This window comes from Gemmatimonadota bacterium (assembly GCA_022560615.1).
Taxonomy (GTDB): Bacteria; Gemmatimonadota; Gemmatimonadetes; order Longimicrobiales; family Gaopeijiaceae; genus UBA1138.
The window spans coordinates 25,085-39,745 of the sequence record JADFSR010000006.1; the positions used below are offsets into that span (position 1 = coordinate 25,085).

Below are 14,661 nucleotides of genomic sequence, written 5' to 3' on the forward strand. Positions count from 1 at the left end.
GACATGCACGATCCCTTGAGCGTCGAGATACTCGAACGAGCCCGTCGCGGAGACCCGGTCGCGCTCTGCCGAGCGATGGTCACGACGGACTCGGTGAACCCGGTTTTGGCGCCCGGGGGGAGGGGTGAACGCGCCCTGGCCGAGCTGGTTGCAGGGTGGCTCGATGCGTGGGGTCTCAACCCAGAGATGATCGAAGTCGCACCGGGCCGTTTCAATGTCGTGGGAAAGCTAGAGGGGGAGGGGCCGACCCTGTTGCTGAACGGCCACCTGGACACCGTTGGGGTGGAGGGCATGACCATCCCTCCGTTTGCGGCGACGCTGGAGGGTGACCGACTGTTGGGCCGGGGCTCGTGCGACATGAAGGGTGGCGACGCCGCGATTCTCGCCGCGGCTGCCCGGCTCGCGGAAGGGGGGCCCAGACCGCGTCTCGTCGTCGCGTTCACGGCGGATGAGGAGCACGCCAGTCTGGGGATGGCTCACCTGGTGGAGTCAGGCATCCATGCCGATCTCGCGGTGGTCTGTGAACCGACGAGTCTAGCGGTAATGCCTGCGCACAAAGGGTTCGTGTGGCTCCGGGCGCTGTTCAGGGGTCGCGCGGCACACGGATCACGACCGGAAATCGGGATCGATGCCATCCGACACGCGGGACTCTACCTCGCCGCGCTCGACGGATACTCGGAGGAGCTGCGTACCCGCCCGGCTCATGCGCTGCTCGAGTATGGATCGTTCCACGCGGGCACGATCGAAGGCGGCACGGCCGAATCGGTGTATCCGGAGTCGTGCGTGCTGTCGCTCGAGCGGCGGACCATGCCCGGGGAGGAACCGGAGGCGGTGGTACTCGAGTTTCAGGCCGTGCTCGACGCCCTGCTCGAGCGTCACACCGACATGGATGCGTCTCTCGAGATGACGCTCGCACGTCCGGGCACGGAGGTGCCCGAGTCCTCCGAGCTGGTTCAGGGGTTGGTAGCCGCGGCCCGGGCACGAGGTGTGGAGTCCGGAGTTGAGGGCATGAGCGCATGGGTCGACGCTGCGTTTCTCAACGAGGCGAGGGTTCCGACGGTCTGTTTTGGTCCTGGCGATATCGCTCAGGCACACACCGAGGACGAGTGGATCGACGTCCGCGAGATCCGCACCTGCGCGGAGGTGCTGGAGACTTTCGCGCGGGGACTGGCCGTCTGAGACGGCTATCGTCTTCGGGTCGTGACGAGGATCGCCCCGGCGTCATAACCAGTGCCGAAGCGCGTCGTCGCGTTGGAGGCGCTCAAGAACTCGATCTCTTGCACATCCGAGACCCGAAGGCTCCGGAGTTCGTCGATGCCGCTCTGACGCGGAGAGCCGTCCACGACCACCCGGGGTGTTCCGCGGCCGCGAGAGGTGAGCCACCGCCCCCGAAGCTGGCGGATGGCGTCGTACAGGTCCAATTCCTGCTGGTTGACCAAGTCGGCTGCCGTGAGTCGGTTCGGGCCGCTGCTGCTGCCGCTGCTGCCGCTGCTGCCACTGCCGCCACTGCCACTGGCACAGCCGGCGAGACCGATCATCAGCGCGAACGCGGCCAACATCAAACGCTGGGATGAAATAACACGCATCGCTGGCTCCTTTTCTGAGGTTCGACCAAAGCATAATGCCGGGCGGGCCCGTATTTCGCCACCGCTTCACACTCCGCGGTTTCTTGCCGGGCAGGAATGCCCCCCATAAGCTCAACGTCCGCTTGAACCCGAAGGATTTGGGAAGCGTCGGCATAGGCGTCACTGTTCGTGAGTGGATGGCGGTTTCAGGAGCGTCCCGAGAGCGGGGGGTGGCGACCGAGCGATGGCAAACGAGAGCAACCCGGGCCTGGAGCCCGTTGCCAATACGCGCGAAGTGACGATCGACACGTTGTGTGAGCACTTCGCCAACGACATCATGAGCGTCGAGGAGTTCGAGCGTCGCGTGGACGCGGCGCATGCCGCTACATCCGTCGACGCCCTCAAGAAACTGCTCCACGATCTACCCGGCGGTGGCCTCCCCGCCGTCGTTGAGCCTCAGACGACTCCAACGCCCGCGCCGAGCCCCCAGTACACTGTCACGTCGGCTGGGCAGGTGAAAGAGAAAGGCTTCATCGTCGCCATTTTGGGCGGCAGCGCCCGTAAGGGTCGCTGGAGGCCGGCAAGGAAGAACTACTCCATCGCCGTGATGGGCGGGTCCGAGCTCGACTTTCGCGACGCGCTGATGGGTCCGGGGCTTACCGAGCTGCGAGTCTTCACGGTCTGCGGCGGCGTCGAAGTCATCGTCCCTCCCGGGCTCAACGTCGAGAGCCACGGCATCGCCATCATGGGCGGATTCGAACACATAGCTGATGAGTATCACGATCCGGACCCGCACGCTCCCACGCTCAGGATCACGGGCGTCGCCGTCATGGGTGGCGTGGAAGTCACGGTTCGCCATCCCGGTGAGACCGCCCGTGACGCCCGCAGGCGTCGCAAGTTGGAGCGAAAGGAGCGTCGTCGGCTGATGAAGGGTGGCTGAGAGCTCGCGAGACGTCGCACTCGTAACTGTTTCGATCGACCTCGGCGCAGGTCGTCGAGGCGTCGACATGGGCCCCTCGGCCCTCCGGATCGCAGGCATCACCGAGACCATCGAATCGCTCGGCTACACCGTGAGCGAGATCGGCACCGTGACCGCGGGTGGATTCGAGACCACGGATCAAGGCGAGACGAGGACGCGATTCCTCGAGGAGATCGTCGAGGTGGCGCGCCGGGTGGGCGCGATGGTCAGCGAGGGGATGGCCGAGGGCTGCCTTCCCCTCATTTTAGGGGGCGACCACTCCCTCTCCGTCGGCTCCGTCGGCGCTGTCGCGCAACACTTTCGAGCACGCGGCGAGTCGATCGGCCTGATATGGGTCGATGCTCACGCGGACATGAACCGTCCCGAGACCACGCCGAGCGGTAACGTCCATGGCATGAGCCTGGCAGTGCTGCTGGGTCACGGTCATGCAAGGCTGGTCGAGCTCTTCGGCGCCACACCCGGGGTTCGCGCTGAGAACGTGAGCGTCCTGGGCGCGCGCGAGCTCGATGCCGGCGAGACCGCACTGATCTCCGAATTGGGCGTACGCGTTTTCACCATGTCGGAGATCGACGAACGAGGGGTGGCGGTGTGCATGGAAGAGGCGCTGAAACGCGCGTGCGACGGCACGAGTGGCTTTCACCTCTCGTTCGATCTCGACGTGCTCGACCCCCGGGTCGCTCCGGGTGTCGGCACACCGGTGCAGGGCGGTCTGACCTACCGGGAGGGGCACCTCGTGTGCGAAAAGGCCGCGCGGTCGGGCAGGCTGCTCAGCCTCGAAATCGTGGAACTGAACCCGGTCTTGGACGACAGGAACCACACGGCGCACCTCGCTGTGGGTCTTGTGGCGTCCGCGTTGGGCAAGTCGATTCTAGGAACTCCATGGACCCTCCACGCAGCGACCTATGACCAGTGAAGGCACGCGCTCCGGCATTTCGCACTTCTTCCTGAACACGCTGCGCATCGTCGTAGCGCTGATGTTCATGCAGCACGGGGCGCAGAAGCTGTTCGCGGTCTTCGGCGCTGACTCCGCGGCCGAGTTCATGACCCAGTTCTGGTTTGCCGGCGTGCTCGAGTTCTACGGCGGCGGCCTTATCCTCTTGGGTCTGTGGACCCGACCGGTGGCCTTCCTGCTCGCCGGTGAGATGGCCGTCGCCTACTTCCAGGCGCACTTTCCCAGCGGCTGGATCCCGATCATGAACCGGGGAGAGCTCCCGGTCCTGTTCTGCTGGATTTACCTGTTCATCGCCGCGAACGGCGGTGGTTCGTTCAGCGTGGACGGTCTATTGGCTCGAAGACGTGCGAAGTCCAGCCTTTGAGGGGCGCCGCCCTCAGCACCGAGCAGGCCGTGGCTGCTAAGCCTCAGTCGCCCAACGACCGGTCCAAGTACGCCTTGAGGCGCTGCCAGGCGTCCAACGCGGGACCGGTTCGCAGCTCCGGGTTTCCGTCGACCCGCAGCCAAAACCCGTGGTTTACGTCGTCGTAGATGTGCACGTCATTCTCGATGCCCGCTGCGCGTAACGCGCTTTCGAATGCCATCACTTGCTCCGGGGGGATGCCACCGTCTTCCCGTGCGAACGTGCCGTAGACTTCGTGATCCATCGCCGCGAGGACTTCAGGATCATCGATGAGGCGGCCGTAGAAGATCGCCGTGGCCTCGTGGTGGTCGCCGTCCAGCCCAAAGGAGAGCGCGATGCCGCCTCCGAAGCACCAGCCCATGGCTCCGACGCGACCCGTAACGTCGGGCCGGGCCTTCAAGTATGCGACCGCCGCGTTCAAATTGGCCACGGCCACGGGCAGGTTGGCCATCGCCTCCTGCATCAGCGCGCTGTTCTCCTCCGAGTTCGAGCCTGTCCGGCCCTGGTAGAGGTCGGCGGCCAGGGTCACGTACCCTTCGGCGGCGAAGTCGTCGGCGACCTGCCGGACCCGGTCGACGAGCCCGTTCCACTCATGAATGATCACCAGAGCCGGGAAAGGCCCGTCGCCCTCCGGGACCGCGAGATATCCCATGGTGGCCGCGTCACCCTCTAGATAGCCGAGGCCCTCGCCCCGGAGATCACCGCCCTCACCGATGATCGCCGGGGGCAGCTCTCCGTCGGCGGTCGGGGCGAGGGCGACCCGGGGTCCCGACGGCACGGCCGCCGACTCGGTCATCGAAGTGTCTTCGGAATCTGATGCGGCGCACGCGGTCGTGGCAGCGACAAAAACGGCTAGGGGCAGCGAACGGAATCGGAACATGGTTCGAGTTTCCTGAAGAGGAGTTGAATCGAGAAGGATGCCATTCCGAGCACGGGTGCAACAGGTCAGCAAGGAGTTGCGACCGCGCGGGCGCTGCCGGCCGAGGAGGGACACAAGGTGGTCGCCATGACGCGGAATCCGTCCTCGGAGAAGGCGCACCTGGGTGAACGTCACGTGCGTTCCACCATGGGATCGGGAGTTTTCTGCCGAGATACGCGTCTCTGGAGAACGCGCCGTTCGCGTTCTGGAAGAGGAATCCTCGACCATTACTGTCGCAACACCCCGGTGCGCTACATCCAGACCCGGCGAAGCAGGATGACCGGAAGCGTTCTTGCCATGATGGAAAGATCGTGGATCGCGGACCGGTGGCGGATGTAGGTCAGGTCCAGCTCGACCTTCTTTCGGACTCCTTCGAGATCGGTGTCGTACCCATGGTTGACCTGGGCGAGTCCGGTGATCCCCGGCAGTACCCGTTGACGGTCACGGTACTCTTCGATCTCCTCACTCAGCTCGGCGAAGATGCGAGGCTGCTCCGGTCTCGGCCCCACGATGTTCATGTCCCCGTTGAGGACGTTGACGAGCTGGGGCAACTCATCCAGTCGCATCGCCCGCAGAATCCGTCCGAAGGGGGTGATCCGGGGGTCGTCCTTCGACGCCCAGACTTGCTTCGCTCCTCCGCTGTCGGCTCGCATCGTCCGGAACTTGTAAATCATGAAGACGTTTCCACCACGATCGTCCGACCGACGGCTCGGGAGCGACTGGGGCCCCCGATTCCTCCGGCGGTCTACGCCGACACGGTCCTGGCGGAAGATGACGGGTCCCGGGGAGCCGAGCTTGATCAACAGCGCGATCATGAGCATGAGCGGCGCCGTCAGCAGGATCGCCACGAGGGCGACGCCGACGTTGAGAGCGCGAGCCTCCCAGTTGGGTGGGCCCGATGGCGGGGGCAGCACGGACCCCCTCGCCGCATAACGCCGTGAGAGCGGATTCGAGTCTAGAGTGGGGGGCGCTTGGGAGGATGTCGCCCGCTGTCGAATTCTTGGAGTACGCTTTATCGAGATCAAGTAGCGCTCCTGGGGGGGGGCAGCTGACTGGTTCGAGAGCGTGGTGAGTGCAAGGCCCGTTCTCTGAATGGCCAACTTGGCTCGGATATGTGGCATGTCCTTGCCACACAACGGCTTACGTCGGCGCTGCGGCACGCCTGGCGGACGACACCTGGGCGGATAGTCGTGGCATCTCTACGCTTCTGTCACACGCCTGCAACGACGTCCGGCGTGCCCTCGACCAAGAGTTCAACGGCTTTTGGCGGTCCAAGTCGAGCCGCCTCCCCGTGGGCGATCGAGGTCAAGAGAGCTTCCCTGGGGTGTCCTGTTCCAAAACTCAGCCCCGCCGGAACGTCTGTCTCGACATGTTCGGACTGGGCTTCTGAGTTAGCGGGGGAGGAGTCGACTTCCGATTTTCGTCTAGCGCCGGATTGCGGGGCTCAGCCAACCTCGCCTTGCAACGCGAGAACCGGATCCATCTTCGACGTGCGCCGAGCTGGCAGATACGCCGCGGTGAGCGCGACGAGTGTGAGAACGACGGCCACGCCTGCGTACGTGACCGGGTCCGTCGCGCTTACGCCGTACAACTGGCTGGCCATGACGCGACTGAGTAGGAATGCGGCCACGAGCCCCAGGCCGACTCCCGCCAGGGACAGACGCACTCCGTCGATGAGTACGAGGCGAACGATGTCCTCCGGCTCGGCGCCGACGGCGATGCGGATGCCCAGCTCACTCGTGCGCTGAGACACTCCGTACGAGACCACCCCATAGACTCCGATCGCCGAGAGCACCAGTGCGACACCCGCAAACAGGACGAGCAGCAACATGCTGAACCGCTCCCTGGCCACCGACGTGGAGAGGATGCCCTCCAGCGTCGAGATGCGTGAGACGGGCACCATCGGGTCGGCCGAGCGAACGACTTGTCGCACGCTGGCCATGAGCGACTCCGGATCGGTGCTCGTCCGCAGCGTGAAGCTCATTCTGCGAAAGGGCGCCTGAGCGACCGGCAGGTATAACGACGGTTCGGACGGCGCGGCGAGTCCGAAGTACTTCACGTCCTGGACCACGCCCACGATCTCGAAACTCTCCACAAGGAAGCCGCCGAGCGCGACGTGCGGCGGAAGTCCGTCGATCACCCTCCCGATGGGATCCTCATCGGGGAAGTATCGAAGCGCGAGGGACTCGTTCACGACGGCGACACCTCGCGAAGCTCGGTCGTCCAAGACGTCGAACTCGCGCCCACTGACAACGTCGATCCCCATCGTGCCGAAGTACCCCGGCGATATCTGGCGGTAGTGAGCCCGGGGCTCTTCGCCTTGCTCGGGCGCGACTCGGTCCCGGACGAGAAAATTGCCGAGGAACGGGATCTCGCGGTCGAAGGGTAGCGCTGCGGTCGCCGCGACCGACTGCACGCCCGGCAAGCTCTGCATCCGTGCCACCAGATCCGCGTGGAAGTCAGAGACACGCTCCAAGTCGCTGTACGCTCCGCTCGGAAGGTCCACTCGCAACGTCAGCAGGTTCGTGGTGTCGAAGCCTGGTTCTGTGTCGAGTAGCGCGATGAAGCTGCGAGACATGAGCCCCGCGCCGACGACGAGCACGACCGCGACCGCGACTTGCGCCACGACCAGCAGGCTTCTGATCCGCTCCCGTCCTCTTCCACCGGTCGAGCCGCGTGAGCCCTCTTGAAGCGACGCGCGCACATCCATGCTCGCGAGACGGAGTACCGGTGCGAGGCCGAATAGCAGACCTGTGAGGCATGTGGCGACGAACGTTACGAAGAGAACCCGTCCGTCCATCGAGACCTCGTCCAGCCGCGGTAGGTCATCGGGTCCGAAAGCCACGAGCAGATCCATGCCCACAGATGCGAAGAAGACCCCCAACACGCCTCCCGCCCCTGCCAGCACCAGGCTCTCCGTCAGTAGCTGGCGGCTGAGGCGGGCTCGACCCGCCCCCAACGCGGTGCGCACCGCAATCTCCTGCCCCCGGTCCGCCATCCGCGAGAGAAGAAGGTTGATGACGTTTACGCACGCCACGAGCAGGAGCAGGCCGGTCGCTCCGAGAAGGACCCACAGGGTGGTGCGCGTGTCGCCGACCACTGCGTCGTGAAGTGGGAGCACGGTCGTCGCATAGGCTCGGTTCGTGCCGGGGTACTCCTGCTCGAGTTGGCGGGCGATGCCCGCGATGTCCTGGCGGGCGGTGGCCAACACGACGTCGGTTCCCAGACGACCCACGACGTCCATCCAACGTGCGTAGCGGCCCGGATACGCGAGCAGGTGCCGGTTCAGCCAGAAGCTGGAGCTGCCCGGGAAGTCGAAGCCAGGCGGCATCACCCCGATGACTGTGTACTGATCTTCTTCGACGGTCAGGGATCGACCCAGAACGTCGGGGTCGGCGCCGAAACGGCTCCTCCAGAACTCGTGGCCGAGTACCATGACCTTGCTGGCGCCTGGCTCCCCGTCGCTCTCGGTGAGCGCCCGGCCGAGCACCGCTGAAGCGCCGAGAACGCTGAAGAGGTTCCCGCCCGCCCAGGTGCCGATAACCTTGACGGCGGCCCCGTCGAGGTCGATGAGCGCGAGCTCCGCTTCCGAAAAGGCCGCGAGGTCGTCGAGGGTACGATTCCGGCTCTGAAAGTCCGCGATGTCCGGGGGAGACATGAAGCCTCGTTCGACGCCGCGCTCGCTGTTCGTGGACCACACGCGGATCAACTCGTTCGGCGCCTCGTACGGCAGCTCCTGGAGCAGTACGGCGTCGACGACGCTGAAGATCGCCGTGACCGAGCCGATCCCCAGGGCGATGGTGAGTACAGCTACCGCCGCGAAGGTGGGGTGCTTGGTGAGGCTGCGAACGGCGTAGCGGACGTCTTTCAACGAATCACTCCCTCAAGGATGCACCATTAAAGATTCGAACGCGCAGGACTACCTTGGCTCTACGACCGGTCCGGCGCAACGACTTGGGTGGTTCGTGCGTGGGACGGTGCCGCGCGATGCGTTGGCCGAGCGGCTTGCTGTGGGCTAGCAGACGGCGGCATCTTGGCGACCCTCAGTCCCTCGCGACATTGGAGTATCGAATGCGTCGAGCCCGTCCGTTGGTGCTGGCGCTCATGGTCGTGCCGACCTTGGGTGCAGACACGGGGCCGGACACGTACCCGCGCCGCACGGGGATCGATGTCGAGAACTACCGCTTCGAGCTGACGCTCAGCGATGACACAGACGAAATTGTGGGTCGGGCTACGGTCTCGATTCGCTTTCGGGCCAATGGCGTGGTGGCGGTTCCGCTCGACCTGACCAGCGTGGACGGCTCGGGACGGGGGATGCGGGTGTCGTCGGTTACGAGATCCGGCGCCGCTCTCGACTACACGCACGAAAACGATCTGCTCACGATCCGGTTGGCCGAGCCCGGCCGCGCGGGGCATCGCATCGACCTGACGGTCGAATACCGCGGCGCTCCCGCGGATGGTCTGCGCATCGGGCCGAACAAATACGGCGACAGGACTTTCTTCAGCGACAACTGGCCGAATCGGGCCAGGAACTGGCTGCCGACGATCGATCACGTGTACGAGAAGGCGACGAGCGAGTTCGTCGTCACCGCACCGAGTCACTATCAGGTCGTTTCGAACGGCGTCATGGTCGAGGAAACGGATCTCGAAGACGGCGCACGTCTTACCCACTGGAAGCAGTCTGTCCCGATTTCCCCGTGGCTGTACGTGCTGGGGGTGGCGCGCTTCGCCGTGCAGAACGTCGACGACTTCCAGGGAAGGCCGATCCAGACCTGGGTCTACGCGCAGGATCGGGACGCCGGCTTCTACGACTTCGCAGTGCCGACGAAACAGGTGATGGAGTTCTTCGACGAGTACGTCGGACCGTTCGCATACGAGAAGCTCGCGAACGTGACCTCCCCGGCGATTGGCGGGGGCATGGAAGCCGCTACGGCGATCATGTACGGAGAGGACTCCGTAACGGGCGACCGGAGTGTGCGATGGCGCAACGTGATTATCCACGAGGTCGCGCATCAGTGGTTCGGCAATGCGGTCACGGAGGCCGACTGGGACGACGTGTGGCTGAGTGAGGGTTTCGCGACGTACTTCACGCTTCTCTTCCGGGAGCACGCTTACGGCCGGGACGACTTCGTCGACGGACTGAAGAGCGCGGCCGAGCGTGTCTTCGCACAGTACGATCAGGATCCCGACTACCGGATCGTGCACGACAACCTCGACGACATGAGCCGGGTCACGAGTGGCGCGACGTACCAGAAGGGTGCCTGGGTGCTGCACATGCTCAGGAAGCGCATGGGCGACGAGGCTTTCTGGGCGGGGATCCAGGCGTACTATGCGGCTCACCTGAACGGGATCGCGACCACCGACGACTTCCGCCGCGCGATGGAGCAGGCCGCGGGAGAGAACCTCGAGGCATTTTTCCGCCAGTGGCTGTACGAGGGCGGCAATCCGCATCTGGCGGGCTGGTGGCGGTACGACCCGACGGCTCAGGCGGTGAGCATCGAGATCAGACAGACCCAGACGAACGTGGGCCCGTTCGATCTTCCGCTGGAGGTGGGGATTTACATGGGTGCCAGCGAGCGCCCGACCGCCATTCACACCGTCCATGTCACCAGCGGCTTTCATCGCTTCGTTATCCCGGTGCCAGGTGAGCCAGAGGACGTGCGGCTCGATCCGGACAGTTGGGCGCTGTTCACAGCGGACTTCGGGCGCCGATGAGGATGAACGTGGCGCTGTTGGTCATGAAGGACGGCGAGATCTATAAGAGGCCAGAACGATGAGACGAGTCTGTTGGAGCGTGCTCGTGTTGGTGCTGCTCCCGGTAGCGGCCTGTGGTGGAGGTGAATCAGCCGACACCCCGTACGATCTCGTGATCGCCAACGGTCGGGTCATCGACCCCGAGTCGGGGCTGGATGCCGTTCGCACTGTCGCGATCCGTGGCGGGCGCGTCGTTCTCATCCACGACGGGGACGTTCACGGGGACCGCACGATCGATGCGAGCGGCCTCGTGGTCGTGCCCGGCTTCATCGACCTGCACGAGCACGGCCAGGAAGAGGAGTCGTACGCGCTCATGGTGCGGGACGGGGTAACGAGCGCTTTCGAGCTCGAGATCGGTACCGCGGATGTCGATGCGTGGTACGCCGAGCGCGAAGGTGGACAGATCGTGAACTACGGCGTGAGCATCGAACACGTGCCGACGCGCATGGCCGTGCTCGGGGACCCGAGCCAAGCGCTCCTGCCCGCGGGCATCGGAGGCTTCGGCAGCGCCTCAGGGCAGCAGATCGAGGACATGGAACGCCGTGTCCGCGAGGGGCTCGATCAGGGCGCCGTCGCCGTCGGCTTCGGTTCCGCCTACACGCCCGGCGCCGAGATGTCCGAGATCGCCCGATTGTTCGGTGTGGCCGCGGAGTATGGAGCCGTGTCCCACATTCACATGCGGGGCGGCCTGGCCGGGCTCGACTCGACGATCACAGCCGCTCGAGAGGCCGGAGCGCGGAGCTGACGCGCGCCGCCATCGCGAGTCCGCTCGCGATGATCGCGAGCGACGGCTTCATCGACCAGGGGCGAGGGCACCCACGGACGTCGGGGACCTACTCCAAGGTGCTTGGGCGCTACGTACGCGACGAGGGGCTGCTCTCGCTCACTGACGCGATCCGGCGGATGACCATCGAGCCCGCGCTTCGCTTGCAGACCCGGGTGCCGTCGATGGCGCTGAAAGGCCGGATCGCGATAGGTGCGCATGCCGACATCACGATCTTCGACCCCGAGACCATAATCGATCGCTCGACCTACGAGGATGCGACGATTCCGGCCGAGGGGATTCCTTACGTGATCATCGCCGGTGAGGTCGTGGTGGACGGTGGCAAGGTGACCGATGCGCGGCCGGGGCGGGCGACTCGCGCGCGGATCCGGTGAGCTTGCAAGAAGCCGGCGGGAGGGGACGCCCGGGCTAGGAGAGCTCCTGCACGCGCAGGTTCCTCCAGCGCACCTTGATGCCGCCGCCGTCATGAATCTGAAGCGCGATGTGACCGGTGGCCTCACCGATCTTCTCGTCGATGAGGTCGATCATCTCGGTGCCGTTGAGCCACGTGGTCACGCGCCCACCGACGACCCTTATGCGCATCTCGTTCCACTCACCCATACGGAGCGCGGCGTCCTTCTCCGGCTCGGGCTGGATGAGCCAGCCCCGCCCGTACGACTCGTAGATGCCCCCTGAAAAGAGTCCGGGCGGCGCGACCTCCACCTGCCAGCCGGTGATGATTACGCCATCGAGCGTCGAGCGGAAGAAGACACCGCTGTTGCCGTTGGCCTCCTGCCTGAACTCGAGAGTGAGCTCGAAGTCGGTGTAGATGGCTTCGGTTCGCAGGTAGCCGTATTGCGCGTCGGGACCACTCTCGCAGACGAGCTCGCCGTCTTCGACGTACCACAACTCGGTGCCGTGAACGGCCCACCCGTCGAGGTCCCGGCCATTGAAGATCGAGACCGGCTCCTGGGCCGCGACGACGCTCGCGAGCAGCAGGGAAAGCGCCGACGCTGTAGCTGCGACGTTGGATGTCTTGCGCACCTCAGCTCTCGTTCAACGGACGGATCTTTATGTTCCGGTACCATACGGGCGTACCGTGGTCCTGCAGTCCGATCGAACCGGAGCGCGCGCGGGAGTAGAGCTCCTCCACTCCGAACTTGCTCTTGGCGACCAACTCCTCCCACTCGTCCGAGTACAGCTCGAACTCGACGGTTATGTGACCGTTCAGCCAGTGTGTGACATGGTTGCCGTCTACGACGATTCGGCCCGTGTTCCACTCGCCGGTCGGATTCATGGTCCTCTCGGCCGCTGAATGCAGGTCGTAGTTGTCACCGGTGAGGTGGGTGTTCATGTCCATCGTGCCCATCGCGATATACGCGGGGTCGTCGAGCACTTGGTACTCCGCGGCGACCTGCCACAGTTCCTTGCCCGGCGCTTCTTTCACTCGATAGAAGATCCCGCTGTTGCCTTCGGGACCCACCTTGAAGTCGAACACGAGATCGAAGTCCGTGAACTCCGCGACGGTGATCACGTCTCCGCCGTCCATGTTCCCGCTCGACGACTGACCTGCGAGCTCGCCGTCTACGGCCTTCCAGCTGTCTGCCGGAATATCGTCGCGGCCATAACCACGCCATCCTTCGGAGCTCTGTCCATCGAAGAGCAGGATCCAGCCCGCGGATTCCTCGTCGGCAGTCAACGTGTTGTGGGCCGTCGCCGTGCTTACGTCATCCGCGGACGCAGTTCCGTCTGTGCCGTCACCGCCGCACACCGCTACGAACCCGCACAGCAGAAGCGCACTCGGCCATTCCGGGATTCTCACAGCACTCTCATCTCCTCGGGATCCCAGGAAACCACCTTCTCTTCGAAGTAGCTGTTGTTGCACGCGAGCGCCGGCGCCGCGGCACGCAAGCCGAAGACCGCGTCCTCGTGAACCGGTGTCCCGTTGCGCACGCCGCGGAAGAAGTTCATGAAGTGGTCGAAGTGAGCGCCCATGTATCCGTTCTCGACCGAGTATACGCTCTCGGCCGGCGGCAGCATCTGCTTGCGGGCTTCGATCCCCTGGTCCATCTCGTCCGCCTTCATCTGACTGAAGACGTCGGTGGCGCTGACCGACTTGTTTCGGCGCAGCACGACGTCGGTCCAAGTGACGTCCATCGCGCCTTCGTTTCCTACCAGCCGGAGGAACGTCGTGCCGGAAGTGCCGTCCACGAAATTCACCCTCAGCGAGAGGTTGAACGGCGGATGCGCGGCGGTCTGCGGGTAGTCGAACATGCCGAGCAGGATGTCGGGCACCTCGCGGCCATCCTTCCAATAGCGCAGCCCGCCCTGGGCCATGACCTTCCGGGGCCCGTGCGATGACGTAACGAAGTGCAGGCTCGAGAAGAGGTGCACGAAGAGGTCACCCGACACGCCGGTGCCGTAGTCTCGGTAGTTGCGCCAGCGGAAGATGCGCAGCGGGTCGTACGGCCTGCGTGGCGCATCCCCCAGGAACATGTCCCAATCGACGGTCTCCTCCGACGCGCCTTCGGGAATCGCGTACTGCCAGGCACCGATCGGGTCGTTCCTCGCCCAGAACCCTTCAGCGTAGTTGAGCTCACCGATCGCGCCCTCCTCGAGTAGCTCCTTCGCTTTCTCGTTGCCGAGCGAGCTCATGCCCTGGCTGCCGACCTGGAACGTCTTTCCCGATTCTCGCTGTGCGCGGATAAGTTCGGCGCCCTGCTCGATCTTGTGCACCATCGGCTTCTCGCAGTAGACCGCCTTGCCCGCGCGAAGAGCATCTAGGGAGATCTTCTGATGCCAGTGGTCGGGCGTTCCGACGATGACGGCGTCGATGTCGTCGCGCGCGAGAACCTCCCGGTAATCCCGCGTGGTGAAGATGTCGCTCCCGTGGCGCTCCTTCGCGGCAGTCAGCCTGCCGTCGAAGCAGTCAGCGGCGGCCACGAGCTTCACGCCTGGCACGCGCAGCGCCGTGTCCACGTCCGCCATACCCATGCCGCCTGCCCCGATCACGGCCAGGTTGATTCGATCGTTGGCGGATTGGTAGGTGCGCGCCGCCATCGTGTATGCGTGGCGTCTCTCGGCGGCGGAGAGCAGGAGCGGTGTCGCGCCGGCGGCGAGTGCCCCCGCGGCGAGCTCGCTCAGGAAACGGCGGCGCGATTGAGGCGGTCCGGGATCGGTCATGGTTCGGCTCTCAGGTGGCCGGTGGCTGGTCTGGAAGAATGCGCCGGCCGCCGGCCGATTGCCAGTTGCCTTGTGGAGGTCACGCTTCAGGCGAACCGTGGACGAGAACGACGTTCCATGCCTTCTGTGGCTAGAGGATCGTG

At 64.9% G+C, this 14,661-nt stretch carries 13 protein-coding genes and 1 pseudogene; 7 read left to right on the top strand and 7 right to left on the bottom strand.

Annotation, left to right across the window (positions count from 1 at the left end):
* The first annotated feature begins 3 nt into the window (after positions 1 to 3).
* Positions 4 to 1,179 carry a M20/M25/M40 family metallo-hydrolase gene (locus IIB36_05455; GenBank protein ID MCH7531198.1) on the top strand — a complete coding sequence of 392 codons (1,176 nt, stop codon included), beginning with the start codon at positions 4 to 6 and terminating at the stop codon, positions 1,177 to 1,179.
* 5 nt (positions 1,180 to 1,184) lie between these two features.
* Here the strand turns inward: IIB36_05455 and IIB36_05460 are convergent, their stop codons facing one another.
* Positions 1,185 to 1,586, bottom strand: a complete 402-nt coding sequence (locus tag IIB36_05460) for a hypothetical protein (protein ID MCH7531199.1) — start codon at positions 1,584 to 1,586, stop codon at positions 1,185 to 1,187.
* Between the two features lie 223 nt (positions 1,587 to 1,809).
* On the opposite strand from IIB36_05460, the gene IIB36_05465 reads away from it, so the two are divergent.
* Genes IIB36_05465 through IIB36_05475 form a run of 3 tightly spaced genes read left to right on the top strand, consistent with a single transcriptional unit; the run spans position 1,810 to position 3,860 of the window.
* A complete protein-coding gene (locus tag IIB36_05465) occupies positions 1,810 to 2,505 on the top strand; it encodes a DUF1707 and DUF2154 domain-containing protein (GenBank protein MCH7531200.1) in 696 nt (231 codons plus the stop codon).
* Positions 2,498 to 3,457: an arginase gene (gene rocF, locus IIB36_05470; protein ID MCH7531201.1), complete on the top strand. Its 960-nt coding sequence runs from the start codon at positions 2,498 to 2,500 to the stop codon at positions 3,455 to 3,457. Before IIB36_05465 ends, rocF begins: the two co-directional genes overlap by 8 nt.
* Positions 3,447 to 3,860 carry a DoxX family protein gene (locus IIB36_05475; protein MCH7531202.1) on the top strand — a complete coding sequence of 138 codons (414 nt, stop codon included), beginning with the start codon at positions 3,447 to 3,449 and terminating at the stop codon, positions 3,858 to 3,860. The genes rocF and IIB36_05475 overlap by 11 nt, the downstream gene beginning before the upstream one ends.
* 43 nt (positions 3,861 to 3,903) lie before the next feature.
* On the opposite strand, the gene IIB36_05480 is transcribed toward IIB36_05475, so the two are convergent.
* Entirely contained in the window at positions 3,904 to 4,779 is an 876-nt protein-coding gene (locus tag IIB36_05480) for a dienelactone hydrolase family protein (GenBank protein MCH7531203.1), read from the bottom strand.
* A gap of 27 nt (positions 4,780 to 4,806) precedes the next feature.
* Between IIB36_05480 and IIB36_05485 the strand changes: the two genes are divergently transcribed.
* Positions 4,807 to 5,157, top strand: coding sequence for an NmrA family NAD(P)-binding protein (locus IIB36_05485; protein MCH7531204.1), 351 nt, complete (start codon positions 4,807 to 4,809; stop codon positions 5,155 to 5,157).
* On the opposite strand, the gene IIB36_05490 is transcribed toward IIB36_05485, so the two are convergent.
* Positions 5,070 to 5,732 carry a sugar transferase gene (locus tag IIB36_05490; protein ID MCH7531205.1) on the bottom strand — a complete coding sequence of 221 codons (663 nt, stop codon included), beginning with the start codon at positions 5,730 to 5,732 and terminating at the stop codon, positions 5,070 to 5,072. The two genes, IIB36_05485 and IIB36_05490, sit on opposite strands and share 88 nt — an antisense overlap.
* A 530-nt stretch (positions 5,733 to 6,262) precedes the next feature.
* Positions 6,263 to 8,689 (bottom strand): ABC transporter permease, encoded by a 2,427-nt coding sequence (locus IIB36_05495; protein MCH7531206.1) that lies wholly within the window; start codon positions 8,687 to 8,689, stop codon positions 6,263 to 6,265.
* Positions 8,690 to 8,889: 200 nt separating this feature from the next.
* On the opposite strand from IIB36_05495, the gene IIB36_05500 reads away from it, so the two are divergent.
* Together IIB36_05500 and IIB36_05505 are read left to right on the top strand one after the other, a co-directional pair.
* Positions 8,890 to 10,533, top strand: coding sequence for a M1 family metallopeptidase (locus IIB36_05500; protein MCH7531207.1), 1,644 nt, complete (start codon positions 8,890 to 8,892; stop codon positions 10,531 to 10,533).
* A 58-nt stretch (positions 10,534 to 10,591) separates the two neighbouring features.
* Positions 10,592 to 11,730 (top strand): annotated as a pseudogene (locus tag IIB36_05505) (amidohydrolase family protein).
* A 34-nt stretch (positions 11,731 to 11,764) separates the two neighbouring features.
* Here the strand turns inward: IIB36_05505 and IIB36_05510 are convergent.
* From IIB36_05510 to IIB36_05520, 3 genes are read right to left on the bottom strand one after another with little or no spacing between them, the layout of a single operon-like run.
* Positions 11,765 to 12,379, bottom strand: coding sequence for a DUF1080 domain-containing protein (locus tag IIB36_05510; GenBank protein MCH7531208.1), 615 nt, complete (start codon positions 12,377 to 12,379; stop codon positions 11,765 to 11,767).
* 1 nt (position 12,380) lies between these two features.
* Positions 12,381 to 13,157, bottom strand: coding sequence for a DUF1080 domain-containing protein (locus IIB36_05515; protein ID MCH7531209.1), 777 nt, complete (start codon positions 13,155 to 13,157; stop codon positions 12,381 to 12,383).
* Positions 13,154 to 14,518 (bottom strand): Gfo/Idh/MocA family oxidoreductase, encoded by a 1,365-nt coding sequence (locus IIB36_05520; protein ID MCH7531210.1) that lies wholly within the window; start codon positions 14,516 to 14,518, stop codon positions 13,154 to 13,156. The genes IIB36_05515 and IIB36_05520 overlap by 4 nt, the downstream gene beginning before the upstream one ends.
* Positions 14,519 to 14,661 lie beyond the last annotated feature (143 nt).

What these genes read in the sequence shown, in the direction of transcription:
- IIB36_05475 (MCH7531202.1), top strand. Translation starts at nt 3,447, where the DNA reads ATGACCAGTGAAGGCACGCGCTCCGGCATTTCGCACTTCTTCCTGAAC.
- IIB36_05500 (MCH7531207.1), top strand. Translation starts at nt 8,890, where the DNA reads ATGCGTCGAGCCCGTCCGTTGGTGCTGGCGCTCATGGTCGTGCCGACC.
- IIB36_05455 (MCH7531198.1), top strand. Translation starts at nt 4, where the DNA reads ATGCACGATCCCTTGAGCGTCGAGATACTCGAACGAGCCCGTCGCGGA.
- IIB36_05460 (MCH7531199.1), bottom strand. Translation starts at nt 1,586, where the DNA reads ATGCGTGTTATTTCATCCCAGCGTTTGATGTTGGCCGCGTTCGCGCTG.
- IIB36_05465 (MCH7531200.1), top strand. Translation starts at nt 1,810, where the DNA reads ATGGCAAACGAGAGCAACCCGGGCCTGGAGCCCGTTGCCAATACGCGC.
- IIB36_05520 (MCH7531210.1), bottom strand. Translation starts at nt 14,518, where the DNA reads ATGACCGATCCCGGACCGCCTCAATCGCGCCGCCGTTTCCTGAGCGAG.
- IIB36_05480 (MCH7531203.1), bottom strand. Translation starts at nt 4,779, where the DNA reads ATGTTCCGATTCCGTTCGCTGCCCCTAGCCGTTTTTGTCGCTGCCACG.